Source organism: Streptomyces sp. NPDC015661 (assembly GCF_043077765.1).
In the GTDB taxonomy this organism is placed as follows: domain Bacteria; phylum Actinomycetota; class Actinomycetes; order Streptomycetales; family Streptomycetaceae; genus Streptomyces.
The window spans coordinates 220,341-236,968 of the sequence record NZ_JBIBST010000005.1 but is presented as its reverse complement, the minus strand read 5'-3'; the positions used below and the strand labels follow the sequence as shown (position 1 = coordinate 236,968).

At 73.6% G+C, this 16,628-nt stretch carries 14 protein-coding genes and 1 pseudogene; 7 read left to right on the top strand and 8 right to left on the bottom strand.

Annotated features, from left to right (window positions below; genetic code table 11):
* Nucleotides 1-32: 32 nt before the first annotated feature.
* Nucleotides 33-653 (top strand): annotated as a pseudogene (locus ACF07V_RS15660) (TetR/AcrR family transcriptional regulator); the annotation flags it as partial.
* A 359-nt stretch (nucleotides 654-1,012) separates the two neighbouring features.
* Entirely contained in the window at nucleotides 1,013-2,638 is a 1,626-nt protein-coding gene (locus ACF07V_RS15655) for an amidohydrolase (protein ID WP_392154522.1), read from the top strand.
* A 188-nt stretch (nucleotides 2,639-2,826) separates the two neighbouring features.
* Here the strand turns inward: ACF07V_RS15655 and ACF07V_RS15650 are convergent, their stop codons facing one another.
* Complete coding sequence (locus ACF07V_RS15650; protein ID WP_392154520.1) at nucleotides 2,827-3,753, bottom strand: LysR family transcriptional regulator; 927 nt, start codon at nucleotides 3,751-3,753, stop codon at nucleotides 2,827-2,829.
* A gap of 70 nt (nucleotides 3,754-3,823) precedes the next feature.
* Between ACF07V_RS15650 and ACF07V_RS15645 the strand changes: the two genes are divergently transcribed.
* Nucleotides 3,824-4,984, top strand: coding sequence for a TDT family transporter (locus ACF07V_RS15645; RefSeq protein ID WP_392154519.1), 1,161 nt, complete (start codon nucleotides 3,824-3,826; stop codon nucleotides 4,982-4,984).
* Here the strand turns inward: ACF07V_RS15645 and ACF07V_RS15640 are convergent.
* The 4 genes from ACF07V_RS15640 to ACF07V_RS15625 all read right to left on the bottom strand — a co-directional run bounded on the left by ACF07V_RS15640 (nucleotide 4,911) and on the right by ACF07V_RS15625 (nucleotide 9,342).
* Nucleotides 4,911-5,768 carry a helical backbone metal receptor gene (locus ACF07V_RS15640; protein ID WP_392154518.1) on the bottom strand — a complete coding sequence of 286 codons (858 nt, stop codon included), beginning with the start codon at nucleotides 5,766-5,768 and terminating at the stop codon, nucleotides 4,911-4,913. The genes ACF07V_RS15645 and ACF07V_RS15640 overlap by 74 nt on opposite strands.
* Entirely contained in the window at nucleotides 5,765-6,316 is a 552-nt protein-coding gene (locus tag ACF07V_RS15635; protein WP_392154516.1) for a helix-turn-helix domain-containing protein, read from the bottom strand. Before ACF07V_RS15635 ends, ACF07V_RS15640 begins: the two co-directional genes overlap by 4 nt.
* Before the next feature lie 142 nt (nucleotides 6,317-6,458).
* A complete protein-coding gene (locus ACF07V_RS15630) occupies nucleotides 6,459-8,273 on the bottom strand; it encodes an ABC transporter permease/substrate binding protein (protein ID WP_392154514.1) in 1,815 nt (604 codons plus the stop codon).
* Nucleotides 8,266-9,342: a glycine betaine/L-proline ABC transporter ATP-binding protein gene (locus ACF07V_RS15625; protein ID WP_392154512.1), complete on the bottom strand. Its 1,077-nt coding sequence runs from the start codon at nucleotides 9,340-9,342 to the stop codon at nucleotides 8,266-8,268. Before ACF07V_RS15625 ends, ACF07V_RS15630 begins: the two co-directional genes overlap by 8 nt.
* 512 nt (nucleotides 9,343-9,854) lie before the next feature.
* Here ACF07V_RS15625 and ACF07V_RS15620 point away from each other — a divergent pair.
* Together ACF07V_RS15620 and ACF07V_RS15615 are read left to right on the top strand one after the other, a co-directional pair.
* On the top strand, nucleotides 9,855-10,760 hold the full coding sequence (locus tag ACF07V_RS15620; protein ID WP_392154918.1) for a 5'-3' exonuclease H3TH domain-containing protein: 906 nt from the start codon (nucleotides 9,855-9,857) through the stop codon (nucleotides 10,758-10,760).
* Nucleotides 10,761-10,871: 111 nt separating this feature from the next.
* On the top strand, nucleotides 10,872-11,708 hold the full coding sequence (locus ACF07V_RS15615) for a siderophore-interacting protein (RefSeq protein ID WP_392154510.1): 837 nt from the start codon (nucleotides 10,872-10,874) through the stop codon (nucleotides 11,706-11,708).
* A gap of 63 nt (nucleotides 11,709-11,771) precedes the next feature.
* Here ACF07V_RS15615 and ACF07V_RS15610 read toward each other — a convergent pair whose 3' ends face one another.
* The gene (locus ACF07V_RS15610; protein WP_392154509.1) at nucleotides 11,772-12,419 is read right to left on the bottom strand and encodes a MerR family transcriptional regulator; all 648 of its coding nucleotides are present in this window, start codon (nucleotides 12,417-12,419) and stop codon (nucleotides 11,772-11,774) included.
* A gap of 197 nt (nucleotides 12,420-12,616) precedes the next feature.
* Here ACF07V_RS15610 and ACF07V_RS15605 point away from each other — a divergent pair, with 197 nt between their 5' ends.
* Complete coding sequence (locus ACF07V_RS15605; RefSeq protein WP_392154916.1) at nucleotides 12,617-13,540, top strand: hypothetical protein; 924 nt, start codon at nucleotides 12,617-12,619, stop codon at nucleotides 13,538-13,540.
* On the top strand, nucleotides 13,537-13,986 hold the full coding sequence (locus ACF07V_RS15600) for an ABA4-like family protein (RefSeq protein ID WP_392154507.1): 450 nt from the start codon (nucleotides 13,537-13,539) through the stop codon (nucleotides 13,984-13,986). Before ACF07V_RS15605 ends, ACF07V_RS15600 begins: the two co-directional genes overlap by 4 nt.
* A gap of 301 nt (nucleotides 13,987-14,287) precedes the next feature.
* On the opposite strand, the gene ACF07V_RS15595 is transcribed toward ACF07V_RS15600, so the two are convergent.
* Complete coding sequence (locus ACF07V_RS15595; protein ID WP_392154505.1) at nucleotides 14,288-15,091, bottom strand: class I SAM-dependent methyltransferase; 804 nt, start codon at nucleotides 15,089-15,091, stop codon at nucleotides 14,288-14,290.
* Between the two features lie 32 nt (nucleotides 15,092-15,123).
* A complete protein-coding gene (locus ACF07V_RS15590; RefSeq protein ID WP_392154503.1) occupies nucleotides 15,124-16,602 on the bottom strand; it encodes a cytochrome P450 in 1,479 nt (492 codons plus the stop codon).
* Nucleotides 16,603-16,628 lie beyond the last annotated feature (26 nt).

The following is a 16,628-nucleotide window of genomic DNA, read 5'->3' as shown; positions in this document are numbered from 1 at the left end:
TTATTGGTCGCACACTCAATAGCATCGCCGGTATGCCGTCAAGCGTCCAGCGCAAGAGAATTCGGAAAACGCCCGAAGCCCGTAGGGCAGAGATCGTGGAGACCGCGGCCCGGGTCGCCCTGACCGAGGGCCTGGAGTGCGTCACGCTCCGGCGGATCGCCGACGAGCTCGCCGTACGACCCGGTCTGATCAGCCACTACTTCCCCTCGGCGGAGGATCTGGTCGCCGAGGCGTTCAGCGTCGCGTCCACCGGCGAACTCGACGCCCTGCTGCCCGCGGACCGTCCCGACGGGACCCCGACGCAGTACCTCGCGCGCTACTTCGCCCTCTCGGCCGGAGAGGCGTACGACGACATCAGCCGCCTGTGGATCAACGCCCGGCACCTCAGCCGCTACCGGCCCGTCCTGCGCGACCGGGTCCGCGAGCAGGAGCTCGCCTCCGACGACCGCCTCGAAGAACTCATCCGCGAGGGCGTCGAGCGGGGCGAGTTCCGCACGGACGACCCGCGCGCCACGGCCATCCAGATCCTGGTGGTCCTCGACGGCCTCGGAGCCCACGCCAACACGGACCGCAGCAACCGCCCGGAGGCGGTGACGCGCATGGCGGTGACGACGGCGGAACGGGAACTGGGGCTGGCGCGGGGGGCGCTGACGGATGTGAGGCTGCCGGCGGGGCGGGGGGAGAGCGTCGAGGCGGCGGAGGCGGTCGCGTCGGCGGAGCCCACGGAACCGAACGAGGCGGTCGCGTCGACCGAGCCGACGGAGCCGGCGGAGCCCGCGGAGGCGGTCAAGCCGACGGATCCGACCGAGCCGCACTGACGGCGGGATCGCCGGCTGTCCCTCGCCGATCGCGATCGGCGCCGCCGAGGCTCGCTGAGGCAGCCGGCCCCGACCGGCGCCCGCGGCGGCCCCGACCGGCGCCCGCGGGCCGAGCGGACATCCACCCTCCCAACCCGTCCCACCCACCCCTCCACCCCGACCCCTACCCCTCTCGCACTCTTCCTGGAGCCACCGTGCGCACCCGACTCGCCCTGCTCTCCGCCCGACTGCTCGACCCCGGCACGGGGGTGTTCCTGCCGGAGACCGCGCTCGCCGTCTCCGAGGACGGCCGGATCTCCGCCCTGGGCGACGACCGCGAGATCCGGGCGCTGGCCGGTACGGAGACCACCGTCGTCGACCTCAAGGGGGCCGTCGTCACCCCCGGCCTCGTCGACGGCCACCTGCACCCGGTGTCGGGCGCCGAACTCACCCACGGCCTCGACCTGTCGTACTGCGCCGACCTCGACGACGTACGGGAGGCGCTGGCGCGCGAGGTGCGGAGCCTGGACCGCGGCCAGTGGCTGTTCGGCTGGGGTCTCGACCCGAACGTCTTCGGCGGCCAGCCGGTCGGCACCGCGCCCTTCGACACCGTGCTCGACGGCGTGCCGGCCTTCCTGCTGCTCTTCGACGCCCACTCGGCCCTGGCCAGCCGCCGGGCCCTCGAACTCGCCGGGGTCGACGGCCCCCGCACCTTCGACCAGGCGTCGGCGGAGGTCGTCTGCGATGCCGACGGGCGCCCGACCGGGCTGCTCCAGGAGGACGCGGCGTGCGAGCTGGTCGAGCGGGTCGCGCCTCGGCCGACGCGCGAGGAGAGCCGGGAGCGGCTCGCCACGGCGCTGCGGTCCATGGCGGCGGCGGGGCTCACCGGCGGTCACGCCATGGACGCCAACGGGGAGAGCCTCGCCCTGTACGGGGAGCTCGACGCGGCGGGTGAGCTGCCGTTGCGGCTCCGGGTGGCGCCGTGGTGCCAGCCGGGGACGGACGAGCGCGGGGTACGGGAACTGATCGCGCTGCAGGGCTCCGGGGGCGAGCTGTGGCAGGTCGCCGGTGTGAAGCTCTTCATGGACGGGACGATCGACAACGGGACGGCGTGGCTGGAGCGCCCGGACTGCCACGGCGAGTCGACGCACGCGTTCTGGCCGGACCCGGAGGCGTACACGCGGATCATCGGGGAGCTGCACCGGGCGGGTGTGCCGACGGCGACGCACGCCATCGGTGACGCGGCGGTACGGCACGTCCTCGACTCCGTCGAGAAGGCACGGGCCGGAGGGGGCGAGGTACGGCACCGGGTGGAGCACATCGAGACGGTGCCGGACGACACGCTGCGCCGGTTCGCGGACCTGGGCGTCCTGGCGTCGATGCAGCCCACGCACTGCTGCGACTTCACGCGCGCCGACCACACGGACAACTGGTCGCGGCGGCTCGGCGAGGAACGCGCCGCGCGCGCGTGGCGCTGCCGGGACCTGTCGGATTCGGGTGCCACGGTGGTGCTGGGCTCGGACTGGCCGATCGCGCCGTTCCCGCCGCTGGGGGTGATGGCGGGGGCGCGGCACCGGCGGCCGAGCCGTGACCTCGGGCAGGCGCCGCACGGACCGGAGCAGGCGCTCACGCCGCTGGAGGCGCTGCGGGGCATGACGACGGCGGCGGCGTACGCGGCGGGCGAGGAGCGGGAGGCGGGGCGGCTCGCGGTGGGGTACCGGGGGGACCTGACGGCGCTGGGGGCGGACCCGCTGACGACGGCGTCGACGGAACTGCCGGACGTCCCGGTCCGGCTGACGGCGGTGTCGGGACGGGTGACGTTCCGAGCCACGGACGCCTGACGTCCCCCGTTGCGGGGCAACCGGTGCGGCGCCTCGCCCACCCCGCTGCGGGCGCCGATCTCGCCGGGGCGGCGCCCACCCCCGTTGTGGGCAGGCGTTCCGCAAGGGGCGATTGCCCACACGGGCGGGGGCACCGCCCCGCCGGGTGCGGGTTCGCACGGGAGGCGTCGGCCCCGCGGGGGTGGGGGTCAGCCTCGGGTCAGGGACAGGAGGTCTCGGGCCGGGCCCGTCGGGCGGGGGCCCGTCGGCCAGACCGCGCGGAGGTCGCGCCGGAGCAGCACCCCCTCCACCGGGATCGCGACGAGGCGCCGCGACGCCAGCTCCTCCGTGATCGCGAGCTCACTGAGGACCGCCGGCCCGGCCCCACTCACCGCCGCGGCCTTCACCGCGGTCGTGGAGGCGAGTTCGAGGAGCGGCTGCGCGAGCCCGCCGTACGCGGAGAGCGCCGCGTCCAGGACCTGCCGGGTGCCCGAGCCGCGTTCCCGCAGGACGAGCGGGGTCGCGGCCAGTTCCGCCGGGTCGAGCGGGGCCCGGCGCCGGGCCCAGGGATGCGAGGGCGCGGCGACGACGGCGAGCCGGTCGTGTGCGACGACGACCCCGTCGAGGCCGTCCGGCACGGCGAGCCCTTCGACGAAGCCGACGTCGGCCTCGCCGGCGAGGAGCCGTTCCGCGACGGCGGCGGAGTTCCCGGCCTGGAGCGACACCGCCGTGTCGGGCCGCTCGGCGCGCAGCGCGATCAGCCAGCCCGGCAGCAGGTACTCGGCGATCGTCATGGACGCGGCCACCCGCAGCCGCGAGTCCCGCCGCCCGCGCAGCGCCTGCGCGCCCGCGTCGAAGGCCTCCGCGGCCTCCACGATCCGCCGTGCCCAGTCGGTGACGAGGGCGCCCGCGTCGGTGAGCCGGGAGCCGCGCGGGGAGCGGTCGAGCAGGGCGACGCCGAGCTGCCGTTCCATGGAGCGGATCCGGCTGCTGGCGGCGGGCTGGGTGATGCCGATCTCGCGGGCCGCCGCGCCGAGGCTTCCGTGCCGGGCGACGGCGAGGAGCAGTTCGAGCGCGCCGAGGTCGGGGACCCGGTGGTGGAGGGGGTTCGGCGTCTCGCCCTGCTCGCTGCTCATAAAGGCAGCTTATGGCCTCATAGCCACAACGTCCCTGGTGGGGGCCGTTCCGGCGCGAAACGATCGGGCCATGGCAAGCCTCGCACCTTCTCTTCCCGCCCTCCGCGCCACCACCCCCGGCGCCCCGGCGACCCGTTCCGTCCGTCACCTCGGACCCAACTGGTACGCCTCCGTGATGGGTACGGCCATCGTCGCCAACGCGGGCGCCGCCCTCCCCGTGGACGTCCCGGGCCTCCGTACGGCCTGCGCCGCCGTCTGGGTCCTGTCGCTGGCGATGCTGCTCGCCCTGCTCGCCGCCCGGGCCGTGCACTGGGCCCGTCACGGGGACCAGGCCAGGGCCCATCTCATGGACCCGGCGATGGCGCCGTTCTACGGCTGTCTGTCGATGGCGCTGCTCGCGGTCGGCGGCGGGGCGGTGATCGTGGGCCGGGACTGGATCGGGCTCCCGGCGGCCGTCGCCCTCGACACCGTCCTGTTCACCGCCGGCACGGTGATCGGCCTGGTGGCCGCGGTGGCCGTCCCGTACCTGATGGTCGTGCACCACCGGATCGAGGGCGCGTCGCCGGTGTGGCTGCTTCCCGTCGTCGCCCCCATGGTCTCCGCGGCGCTCGGCCCGCTGCTCGTGCCCCATCTGCCCGCCGGGCAGGCGCAGCAGACGCTGCTGATCGGCTGCTACGCGCTGTTCGGCGTCAGTCTGCTCGCCACCCTGGTCATGCTGCCGCTGGTCTTCGGGCGGCTGGTCACGGGCGGCCCGCTGCCGCTCGCGCTGACGCCCACGCTCTTCCTGGTCCTCGGCCCGCTGGGCCAGTCGACGACCGCCGCGAACAAGTTCGCCGACACGGCCGCGGGCGTGCTGCCCGCCCCGTACGCGCACGGCTTCGCCGCCTTCGCCGTCCTCTACGGGGTGCCCGTGATGGGTTTCGCGCTGCTGTGGCTGGCGCTCGCGGGGGCGATGGTGCTGCGGGCGCGGCGGCGGGGCATGGGTTTCGCGATGACCTTCTGGGCGTTCACCTTCCCGGTCGGGACCTGTGTGACCGGCGCCGAGGGACTGGCGCAGCACACCGGTCTGGACGCGTTCCGGTGGCTCGCGATCGGCCTGTACGTGCTGCTCGTGGCGGCCTGGCTGGTGGCCGGTTTCCACACCCTGCGCGGGCTGTTCAGCGGTGCGCTGCTCGCAGGGCCCGGGCCAGTGCCTGCGGGGCCTCGGCCAGTGACGGCCCGTACCAGGTGAGCATGCGCCCGTCGACGAGGGCCGCGGCGGTCCCGGGGAAGGCCTCGGGGCCGTCGTCGCGCGTGAAGCGGTAGGGCTCGTCGGGCAGGACGACGAGCTCGGGTCCGGCGGCGCGCAGCTCGTCCAGGGGGATCTTCGGATAGCGGTCGGGATGGTCCGCGTAGACGTTCCGGACGCCGAGGCGGGCGAGCAGGTCGCCGGCGAAGGTGTCGGAGCCGAGGACCATCCAGGGCCGCCGCCAGATCGGTACGACGGCGGTGCGGGGCGCGGGCGGGGTCACGGCCTCCCAGGCGGCCTCGGCCGCCACCAGCCAGCGGGGCCGCCGGGGCGCGCCGCAGGCGGCGAGAACCCGCTCCAGTTCCCGCAGTCCCTGGTCGAGGGTGCGGATCTCGGTGACGAGGACGTCGAGCCCGGCGGCGCGCAGGGCGGCGAGGTCGGGGGCGCGGTTCTCCTCCTCGTTGGCGAGGACGAGGTCGGGCCGGAGTGCGGCGATCGCGGCGACGTCGGGGTTCTTGGTGCCGCCGATACGGACGACGTCGAGCCCGGCGGGGGTGGCGAGCGCACCCGAGGTCACGGACACCGGCTCGGGCCCGACCGGAGCAGCCCCCACCGGTCCGGGCCCCTCCGGCGCCGGCCAAGCACGGACATCGCCGGTACCTTCGCCCCAGTGACCGCACCAGTCCGTCGCGCCGACGAGGAGGCCGGGCGCGGTGACGGCGACGGCCTCGGTGAGGGAGGGCACGAGGGAGACGACCCTCGGCGCGGTCCCCCGGACGGCCGTCATTCCACCTCGGCCTCGACGTGGTCGCCGATGGCGACGACGAGGAGCCGGGTGCCGGGCTCGGTGGCGCGCCAGCGGTGCCGTACGCCGCCGGAGAGGTAGAGCGTGTCGCCGCGGCCGAGGCGGTGGGCGCGGCCCTCGGCCTCGACCTCGGCGGCGCCGTCGGCCACGTAGAGGAGTTCGTCGTTCCGGTGCTGGAACTCGCGTCCGGCGTCCTGCTCGCCGGTGAACTCCAGGGCGTGCAGCTGGTGGCGGCCGCGGACCAGGGCCCGTACGCCGGCGGGCATGCCCGGGGTGCGCTCCCCGGCCCGTACGACGTCGACGGTGCGGGAGGCCTCGGCGGCGGCGAGGAGTTCGCCCGCGGTGGTCTCCAGGGCCTCGGCGACGAGTTCGAGGGAGCGGCGGCTGGGGCGGGCGCGCTCGTTCTCGACCTGGCTGAGGAAGGGCACGGAGAGGCCGCTGCGGGAGGCGACGACAGCCAGGGTCAGCTGGAGCGCTCTGCGGCGCCGCTTGACGGCCGCGCCCACGCGGGGTGCTTCCTTCTCGTCCATGTCGGCTCCCTCCCTCTGCTCGTACCGGTCGGTTACCTGAACCTTACGCAGCTTTGGGCCGGGGTTTCGCGTCGTGACGAAAAGGGGTGGTCGCCGAACACGCTCGGCGACCACCCCTTTTCGGCCAGTGAGGGAAGGGCCCCTACTGCGGGGCGAGCTTCTCCGCGAGGCCCGGGTTCCGGTCGAGCCAGGTCCGGACGGCCTCCTGCTCCTTGCCCTTGCCGGTCTCCTGGATGACGGCTTCGAGGTCCGTGAGCTGCTTCTCGGTCAGCGAGAAGTTCTTCAGCCAGGCGCCGACCTCGGGGTTCTCGGCGGCGAAGCCCTTGCGGGCCAGGGTGTGGACGCCGTCGCCCTTGCCCCAGGAGCCCTTGGGGTCGTCGAGCTTCTTCAGGTCGTGGGCGGAGTAGGCCCAGTGCGGGGACCAGAGGGTGACGACGACGGGTTCCTTGCGCTCGTAGGCGCGCTTCAGCTCGGCGAGCATGCCGGGCGTGGAGCCGTCGACGACCTTGTACTCACCCTCCAGGCCGTACTCCTTGAGGACCTTGTCCTTGAGGATGCCCATCATTCCGGCGCTGGGCTCGATGCCGACGATGCGGCCCTTGAACTGTCCGGCCTTCCCCTTGAGGTCGGCGAGGGAGTCGACGCCCTTCACGTACGAGGGGACGGAGAGCTCCAGCGAGGTGGGGCCGTACCAGGAGCCGAGGTCCTCCAGCTTGTTCTTGTACTTCTCCCAGTACTGCTGGTGCGTGACGGGGAGCCAGGCGTCGGTCTGGAAGTCGAGCTGCCCGCCGGCCAGGCCGGTGTAGAGGGCGCCGGCCTCCAGCTGCTTGGTCTCGACCTCGTAGCCGCGGCGCTCCAGGAGCTCCTTCCACAGGTACGTGGAGGCGATGCCCTCGTCCCAGGGGATGTAGCCGATGCTGACCTTCTTGCCGTGGCCGCCGTTCGTACCGGAGGCCGTGGTGGAGGTCGCGCCGCCGGAGCCGCCGAGGAAGCCCATGCCGCCGGCCGCGAGGGCGAGGACGACGACGCCGACGAGGGCGGTGACGGGCTGCGGGCGGTGGGCCCACAGCTTCGCGCCGGCCCGCTTCGCGCCGAGCGCGGCGCGGGCCTTGGCGGCGGCGCGGCGGCCCAGCGGGGAGACCTGGCGGCCGAGGGCGCCGGTCATCCGGTCCAGGTACATGGCGAGGACGACGATGGAGACGCCGGCCTCGAAGCCGAGGCCGATGTCGACGTTGCCGATGGCGCGGTAGACGGCTCCGCCGAGCCCACCGCCGCCGACCATGCCGGCGATGACGACCATGGAGAGGCCGAGCATGATGACCTGGTTGACGCCGGCCATGATCGTCGGCAGGGCGAGCGGCAGCTGCACGCGCAGCAGCGTGTTGCGCGGGGTGGTGCCGAACGCCTCGGCGGCCTCGACGAGTTCGCCGTCGACCTGGCGGATGCCGAGCTCGGTCATGCGCACGCCCGGGGGCAGCGCGAAGACGATGGTGGCGATGATGCCGGGGACGACGCCGACGCCGAAGAAGATGATGCCGGGGATGAGGTAGACCATCGCCGGCATGGTCTGCATGAAGTCGAGGACGGGCCGCAGGACGGCGCTGACGGTCTTCGAGCGGGCCGCCCAGATGCCGAGCGGGACGGCGATCACCAGGGTGACGAGGGTGGCGACGAGGACGAGCGAGAGCGTCGACATCGCCTCGTCCCACAGCTGGACCGAGTCGACGAGCGCGAAGCCCGCGAAGGCCAGGGCGCCGGCGGCGAGACCGCGCAGCCACCAGGCGACGACGGCGAGGATGCCGGCGAAGAGCAGCGGCTGGGGCGCGGACAGGACGGCGTCGATGCCGTCGTACAGGCCGGTCACACCGGTGCTGACGGCGTCGAACAGCCAGGAGAACTGGGCCTGGAGCCAGTCGACGGAGCTGTCGACCCACTGGCCGAGGGGGAGCCTAGGCACGGGCGGTCACCTCCTGGACCTCGGTGATCGGGGCGTTCGTCGCGGCGACACCGCCCATGACGGCGAGCAGGCGTTCCGTCGGTACGACTCCGAGGACGGAGCCGTCGGCGTCCTCGACGGTCACGGGGTGCGGGGCCAGGGCGGCCACGGCGCACAGGTCGGCGACGAGCGTGTCGGGTCCGACGGCCCGGCAGGCGCAGTGCTCGGGGCAGTCGACCGGGGCGACGGCGTCCGTCATGACGGCGGCCGCGGTGAGCACCCGGGAGCGGTCGACGTCCTGGATGAAGGAGGCGACGTAGTCGTCGGCGGGGCGGACAAGGATGTCCTCGGCGGTGCCGAGCTGGACGATCCTGCCGTCACGCATGACGGCGATCCGGTCGCCGAGGCGCATGGCCTCGTTGAGGTCGTGGGTGATGAAGACGATGGTCTTCTTCAGCCGCTGCTGGAGCACGAGGAGCTGGTCCTGCATGTCGCGGCGGATCAGCGGGTCGAGCGCGCTGAACGACTCGTCCATCAGGAGCAGGTCGGCGTCGGTGGCGAGGGCGCGGGCGAGGCCGACGCGCTGCTGCATGCCACCGGAGAGCTCGTCGGGCCAGGACTTCTCCCAACCGGCGAGGCCGCACAGTTCGAGGGCCTCGGCGGCGCGGGTCTCGCGCTCGGCGCGGGGCACGCCCTGGACCTCCAGGCCGTAGGCGGCGTTCTCCAGGACGTTTCGGTGCGGGAAGAGCGCGAAGTGCTGGAAGACCATGCTGATCTTGGTGGAGCGGACCTCGCGCAGCTCGCGGGGGGAGAGCGCGGTGAGGTCGTGGCCGTCGTAGAGGACCCGGCCCGCGGTGGGTTCGAGCAGGCCGTTGAGCATGCGGAGGAGGGTGGACTTCCCGGAACCGGACAGGCCCATCACGACGAAGATCTGGCCGGGTTCGACGGTGAAGCCGGCATCGACGACCGCGGCGGTCGTCCCTTCGGCGCGCAGCTCGTCGCGGTCGGCGCCGTCGGCGAGCCTGCGGACGGCTTCGTCGGGTCGTCTGCCGAACACCTTGTACAGATGGTCGGCCTGGAGCCTGGACACATACACCTCACGGGTAGAAATGAAGAACGGCCCCACCACCCCCGCGTGGCCGGCCGTGGAGCGGGCGGGATCGGCCCGCGGGCCCGTCGCGTACGGGGATCCTTGTCGTTGAATCCCGTACCGGGTTCCGCTCCGGGCTCGCGCCTGCCCGGCTTCACAGGGTGCAAACGCAAAGGTGACGGGGGTCACGCGAGGGCTTCGGAGAGGTCCTGCGCGGACTCCGGTGGAGGCCGGCGTGGACTCCGGTGGGGCTCGGCGCGGACTCCCGAAGGGCTCGGCGCGGCTCCGGAGGGGCCCGGCGCGGACTCCGGAGGGGCCCCGCGCGGACTCCCGAAGGGCTCGGCGCGGCTCCGGAGGGGCCCGGCGCGGACTCCGGAGGGGCCCGGCGCGGCTCCGGAGGGGCCCGGCGCGGACTCCGGAGGGGCCCGGCGTGGCTCCGGACGGGCCCGGCGCGGGGAACGGGGGGTCCTGTCGGTGGGGTGCGGCATGATCGGGGTGTGACGCGACGCCTGATGCTCCTCGACACCGCCAGCCTCTACTTCCGCGCGTACTTCGGCGTGCCGGACTCCGTCCGGGCGCCGGACGGCACCCCGGTGAACGCCGTGCGCGGGCTGCTCGACTTCATCACCCGGCTCGTCCAGGACCACCACCCCGACGATCTGGTGGCCTGCTGGGACGAGGACTGGCGGCCGCAGTGGCGGGTGGACCTGATCCCCTCGTACAAGGCGCACCGCGTGGCCGTGGAGACGGAGACGGGCCCGGACGTGGAGGAGATCCCGGACACCCTGTCCCCGCAGGTGCCGGTGATCGAGGAGGTCCTCGCGGCGCTGGGCATCGCACGGGTCGGGTCGGCGGGGTACGAGGCGGACGACGTGATCGGGACGCTGGCCGGCCGCGCCGGGGGGCCCGTGGACATCGTCACCGGCGACCGCGACCTGTTCCAGCTGGTCGACGACGCGCGGGGCGTCCGCGTGCTGTACCCGCGCAAGGGCGTCGGGGACTGCGACCTGGTGGACGCGGAGCTGATCCGCACCAAGTACGGGGTGCGGCCCGATCAGTACGCGGACTTCGCGGCGCTGCGCGGGGACGCGAGCGACGGCCTGCCCGGGGTGAAGGGCATCGGCGAGAAGACGGCGGCGCAGCTGATCACGGAGTACGGGGACCTGGCGGGCGTCCGGGCGGCGGCGGAGGACCGCACGTCGAAGCTGACGCCGGCGAAGCGGCGCGGGATCGTGGAGGCGGCGGCGTACCTGGACGTGGCGCCGACGGTGGTGCGGGTCGCCGCCGACGCACCGCTTCCGGAGTTCGACCCGGCCCTGCCGGCCGCTCCCCGCGACCCGGCCGCCCTGGAGGCGCTGGTGAAGCGCTGGAACCTGGGCGGTGCGGTGGGGCGCCTGCTGCCGGTCCTGGAGCGCTGACGGGGGCCGCGGACCGCGTGAATCCCGGGCGATCAGCACTCGCCCGGGCCTTTCTTGCCTCGGGATGCTAGCTTAGGCATACCTAAGTACGCAGAGTCAGGAGAGCCCCTCGTGGCAGAGCAGCCGGCCCGCAAGGCACCGAAGGCCACCGAAGCGCGTGTGGTCCACACCGAGCGGATCACCCCGCACATGGTGCGCGTCGTGCTGGGCGGGCCCGGGCTCGACGGCTTCGCGGCGGACACGTACACCGACCACTACGTGAAGCTCCTGTTCGCCCCCGAGGGGGTCACCTACCCGGAGCCGTTCGACATGGAGCGGATCCGGGCGGAGTTCCCCCGGGACCAGTGGCCGACGACGCGGACGTACACCGTGCGGGCCTGGGACCCGGTCCACCGCGAGCTGACCATCGACTTCGTGGTCCACGGCGACGAGGGCCTGGCAGGCCCGTGGGCGGCGCGCGCCCAGGCGGGCGAGACGGTCCGCTTCCTCGGCCCCGGCGGCGGCTACACGCCGGACCCGGCGGCGGACTGGCACCTGCTCGCGGGCGACGAGAGCGCCCTTCCGGCGATCGCGGTGGCCCTGGAGCAGCTGCCCGAGGGGGCGAGGGCGCACGTGCTCGTCGAGGTCTCGGACGCGGCCGAGGAGCAGAAGCTGGCGACGGCGACGGGCATCGAGGTCACCTGGCTGCACCGCGGCGACCGGCCGACGGGCGAGGCGCTCGTCGAGGCGGTCACGGCCCTGGACTTCCCGGCGGGTGACGTGCACGCCTTCGTCCACGGCGAGGCCGGCTTCGTGAAGGAGCTCCGCCGGCACCTGCGGATCGACCGGGGCGTGGGGCGCGAGCGCCTGTCGATCTCGGGCTACTGGCGCCTGGGCAAGTCGGACGAGGCGTGGCGCGCGATCAAGCGCGAGTGGAACGACCAGGTGGAGCGCGAGCAGGAGAACTGACGCGAGCGGAGGATCGAACCGCGACGAAAGGGCCCGGGGCGGCGAAAGCCCCGGGCCCTTTCGTCACCCCGCTCCCACGTCCCGCGCCCGGCCGAACGTGCTCTCCGAGGCGTCCATGTGGGCCAGGCGGCGCAGCGCGGAGAAGATCACGTCGCCGAGGACCGTGCCGACGACCGCGCTCTCCACGAGCTCCTCCCGCGCCACGTGGCGCGCCACGTAGTCCAGATCGGCTCGCGCCACCTGCTCCGCCGCGTCGGCGTACGTGTCCAGGACTTCGACGAACCGCCCGTGGCCGAGTTCGTCGAGCGCCACGAGGGCCGTCGCGAGGGCCTCCGACGCCGGTCCGGAGGGGTCGGCGTGCCAGCCGCGTGCCTCGATCAGCCCGGCGACCGTCTTCCGCGCCTCCTCGATGCCGTCTCCGGGTTCGCCCTCGTAGCGCGGCACCAACGGCTTGGTCGCCGCGCCCAGCACGTCGTGCACCGGCCGCTCCGGGTCGTCGACCGCCGTGACCACGCCGCGGATCCCCGCCACCGACAGGCCGCCCACATCGAGGAGCGCCCGGATCAGGCGGAGCCGCTGCACATGCGTCTCCCCGTACGAGGCCTGGTTCGGGCTTGTCAGCTCTCCCGCGGGCAGGAGCCCTTCCCGTACGTAGAACTTGATCGTCGGCACCGACACCCCGGTCCTGCGACTCAACTCTCCGATGCGCACAGTGCGTTCACCTTCCAGTTCCTTCTCCGGCCTTGCCGACCGACATCCCCATCATAGATAGTGGCGCTATCAGATAGCGGCAAGTGCCACTATCCATACACTCCCACGGGGGGATTCGTATGTCTTCGTCCAGCCCGCACACCTCGGTCGCGCCACCGGCGCGGCTGCACCGCCCCCTGGTCTGGTTCGCCGCCTCGATGGGCGTCCTCGCCGTCGTCTCCGCCATCGGCATCGTCGTCGACGACCGGATGCTGGTCGGCGTCCCCATCTGGACCAAGCCGTTCAAGTTCTCGGTCTCGTTCGTCGCCTACGGGCTCTCACTGGCCTGGATGCTCTCGCTGCTCCCCCGCGGCCGGCGGGTCGGCTGGTGGGCCGGGACGGTCCTCACGATCGCCAGTGTCGTCGAGATGGTGCTCATCACCCTCCAGGTGATCCGGGGCACCCAGAGCCACTTCAACCAGCAGACCCCCTTCGACGCGGCCGTCTTCCAGATCATGGGCGCCACCGTCGCCGTGCTGTGGCTGAGCGCCCTGGTCATCGCGGTGCTCCTGCTCCGCGCCCGGATCCTCGACCGGGCCATGGCCTGGGCCGTCCGGCTGTCCTCCCTGATCGCCCTGGCGGGCGCGGCCGTCGGCTTCCTGATGGTCCGTCCGACACCGGAGCAGCTGGCCGCCGACAACCCTCCGCTCATCGGCGCCCACAGCGTCGGCGTCCCCGACGGCGGCCCGTCGCTGCCGGTCACCGGCTGGGCGACCACCGGCGGCGACCTGCGCATCCCCCACTTCTTCGGCATGCACGCGCTCCAGCTGCTCCCGCTGCTGCTGATCGTCCTCTCCGCCCTCGCCGCGCGCTCCGCCCGCTTCCCGGCCCTCGCCCGCCTGACGGACGAGCGGGTACGGCTGCGCCTCACGCTCACGGCCTCGGCGGCGTACGCGGCAACCTTCGTCCTGCTGACCTGGCAGGCACTGCGCGGCCAGGCGCTGTTCGCCCCGGACGGGGCGACGCTCGCGGGCGCGGGAGCGATCGTCCTGCTCGGGGGTGCCGCCGCGGCGCTCTCCCTCCGTACCCGCACCGGCACCGACTCCCCCGCCCCCGCGCGTACCGAGGAGATCACGGCATGACCGGCTTCCTCTTCGAGCTGACGTTCTTCCTCGCGGCGCCGTTCTGGCTGCTCATGATCTTCGCGCCGAACTGGCGGGGAACCGAGCGCATGGCCGCCTCACCCCTGACCGTGCTGCCGCTCCTGGTCCTCTGGGCGGTGTTCGCCGTCCCCGTCCTGCCCGAACTGTGGGCGGCGGTCAGCAGCCCCGACATCGACACCTTCCGCGACCTCACCGTCCTCGCGAACGGCGCGAGCGCCCTCTGGGCCCAGGTCATCGCCTGGGACCTCCTCCTCGGCCAGTGGATGTACCGCGAGGCCCGCCGTCTCTCGATCCCGCCGCTCCTGATGGCCCCCGTGCTCCTCCTGACCATCCTGCTCTCCCCGCTCGGACTGCCCCTCTTCCTGGCCGTCCGCGCGATCCGGACGACCTCGACGAAGCGCCGGCCGGTGCCCGCACCGGCATGACGGCCCGATGCCCGGGTGCCCCCCGTGTGGGCGATCGTCCCGAGCGAAGCCGAGAGCTTGCGGGAGGGCGGGCACACGGGACGGCGCCCTTCAGCGGCGCCTCCGCGTTCCGCGCCTGGACCCGCACCCCAGCGGCGGCGCACAACGTGGTGCGGGTCAGGGCGCGGGAGCCTCTGACGCCGGCAAGGGCGCCGTCCGTTGTGCCCACCCTCCCCCAAGCTCTCGGCTTCGCTCGAGCAGGGGGGCCCCATCGCCCCTTGCGGAACGCCTGCCCACAACGGCGGTGGGTAGGCACCGGCCGTCAGGCGGTCGTTCGTTTGCGGGCCGTGAGCTGGAAGAGGCGTGCGGTGTGCATGTAGGGAGCGCGCGCCGTCGTGGCGAGCTCGAGCCGCTCCAGGTCCGCGTAGTACGCCGGGTCGTACTTGCGCGCGTCGTCGGTCAGATAGTCGCAGAAGCTCCGGATGCCGTAGTGCCCCACGTCCCGGCAGCCGAGGTCCCCGAGGACCGGGATGATCTCCTCCGCCGTGTGGAGGGTCAGCTCGGAGTCGAACATCTCGTTCCGGAGCAGGTCGCTGTCGAGTGCCGCCAGGGCGGCGGCAGGGTCCCGTTCCCGGACGGCGATGTTCAGGGGCGCCGAGTGCCGGTTGATCGCCATCACGGACAGGAGCCCTCCCTCCTTCAGCGGGGCGAGTGCCGTCGCCAGGGTGCCGGGCACGTCGTCCACGTACTGCAGGAGGTTGTGGCACAGCACCACGTCGAAGCCGCCCCCGGCGATCTCCGCCGGCAGTGCGTGCACATCCGCCCGGACACAGGTCACCCGTTCCGACAGCCCCCTCTCCGCGGCACGCGCCCCGGCCGCGGCCAGCATCGCCGGCGCGAGGTCGACCACGGTGACGTGGTGGCCCCGCGCGGCGAGCCGCATCGCGTCACCGCCGTCGCCGCCCGCGAGGTCGAGGATCCGCAGCGGCCCGCCCCCGGAGCCGTCGTCGAGGTGGCGCATGAGGTTCGCCTCGGCGAGCGTGTACCGGAGGCGGCCCCAGGGGGCGTCCTGCCATTCCTGCCAGGTGGCCATCGCGGCGTCGAACTTCTCGGGATCCTGAGCCATTCCGCGACGATAGCCGCACGCCCCACCGGGTCTCAGTTCCGGGCCCGGACCGTGGCCAGGACGTCCCGGTCCGGCTGGAGCGTGAGGCTCGGGACCGGGCGTATGCCGTCGGTCGTGAGGTCGAGGTGGTAGCGGCGGGCGAGGACCGCGAGGACGAGGACGGCCTCGACGAGAGCGAAGCGGGTGCCCAGGCAGACGCGGGGCCCGCCGCCGAAGGGGTACCAGGCGTACTCCGGTATCTGCTCGGCCGGTTCGCCGTCCTCTCCCGTGAGCCAGCGCTCGGGGCGGAACGCCTCGGGATCGCCGTACCAGCGGGGGTCGCGGTGGGTGGCCCACTGGCTGGACCAGACGCGGGTCCCGGCCGGGACGGGGGTGCCGCCGAGGGTTGCGCCCTCCTTGGCTATGCCGGTGAGGAGCCAGATCGTCGGGTACAGGCGGAGGGTTTCCTTGATGACCGCCTGGGTGTAGGTGAGGGAGGCGTAGTCGTCGTAGCCGGGCTCGTGGTCGGCGAGGACCCGGTCGAGTTCCCCGGTGAGGGCGTCGCGGACCCGGGGGTTGTGCGACAGCAGGTACCAGGCCCAGACGAGGGTGGAGCTGGTCGTCTCGTGGCCGCCGATGTAGAGGGTGACCGTCTCGTCGCGGATCTCCTGGTCGGAGAGGCTGGCCCCGGTCTCGTCGCGGGCGGCGAGGAGCCGGCTGAGGAGGTCCGGACGGTCGGTGTCGCCGTCCCGGTGGCGGGAGACCACCCGGGAGACCTCGGCGTCGATGACGGCGGTGGCCCGCTTGATCCGGGCACGTCCGGGGGTGGGGACCCAGTCGGGCAGCAGGGCGCCGATGCCGCTGAACTCGGCGCCGATCTCCTTCTGCGCGACATCCATCGCGCGGCCGATGGATTCGGCGTCGGCGGCGGTGTCGACGCCGAAGATGGTGCGGACGGCGACGAGTTGGGTGAGAGCGGCCATCTCCTTCTTGATGTCGACCTGCTGCCCGTCGGTCCAGCGGTCGGCGAGGTCGACGGCACACTCGGCCATCGTCGCCGCGTAGGACCGCACCTGCTTGGGGCGCACGGACGGCTGGACCAGGGACCGCTTGCGCCGCCAGTCCTCGCCCTTCGCGACGACCACGCCGTTGCCGAGCAGCGTGCGGAAGGCGATGCCGAGGTCGGGCTGGTCGAAGGTGCGCTCGACCTCGGTGAGCAGCTCGCCGATGTTCTCCGGGTGGGCGATGAAGAGGGCGGGACCGCGGCCGAAGCGCCAGCGGACGAAGTCCCCGCGCTCCCGGAGCTGTTCGAAGAAGGCGAGGGGGTCCTTGCCGAAGGCGGGGAGGTTGCCGAGGAGGGGCACACCTCGCGGCCCGTCGACGAAGACCGGAGCCGACGCCCGGCCGGCCGGTCCCCCAGCGGCAGGCCCCCCGTCGCTCGCCCCTCCGCCCACCGGTCCCCCGTCGCCCGGCGCCTCCGCCGGCTGTTCTCCGTCTCGCGCCCCGGCGTCCGGGCCGGCCTGCGTGGTCATCCGCGTTCCCCTCCCCAACCGACTTC

Coding starts and splice junctions, on each gene's coding strand:
- ACF07V_RS15645 (WP_392154519.1), top strand. CDS start 3,824: ATGGCAAGCCTCGCACCTTCTCTTCCCGCCCTCCGCGCCACCACCCCC.
- ACF07V_RS15605 (WP_392154916.1), top strand. CDS start 12,617: ATGGGCGTCCTCGCCGTCGTCTCCGCCATCGGCATCGTCGTCGACGAC.
- ACF07V_RS15600 (WP_392154507.1), top strand. CDS start 13,537: ATGACCGGCTTCCTCTTCGAGCTGACGTTCTTCCTCGCGGCGCCGTTC.
- ACF07V_RS15635 (WP_392154516.1), bottom strand. CDS start 6,316: ATGGACGAGAAGGAAGCACCCCGCGTGGGCGCGGCCGTCAAGCGGCGC.
- ACF07V_RS15650 (WP_392154520.1), bottom strand. CDS start 3,753: ATGAGCAGCGAGCAGGGCGAGACGCCGAACCCCCTCCACCACCGGGTC.
- ACF07V_RS15590 (WP_392154503.1), bottom strand. CDS start 16,602: ATGACCACGCAGGCCGGCCCGGACGCCGGGGCGCGAGACGGAGAACAG.
- ACF07V_RS15640 (WP_392154518.1), bottom strand. CDS start 5,768: ATGACGGCCGTCCGGGGGACCGCGCCGAGGGTCGTCTCCCTCGTGCCC.
- ACF07V_RS15620 (WP_392154918.1), top strand. CDS start 9,855: ATGCTCCTCGACACCGCCAGCCTCTACTTCCGCGCGTACTTCGGCGTG.
- ACF07V_RS15595 (WP_392154505.1), bottom strand. CDS start 15,091: ATGGCTCAGGATCCCGAGAAGTTCGACGCCGCGATGGCCACCTGGCAG.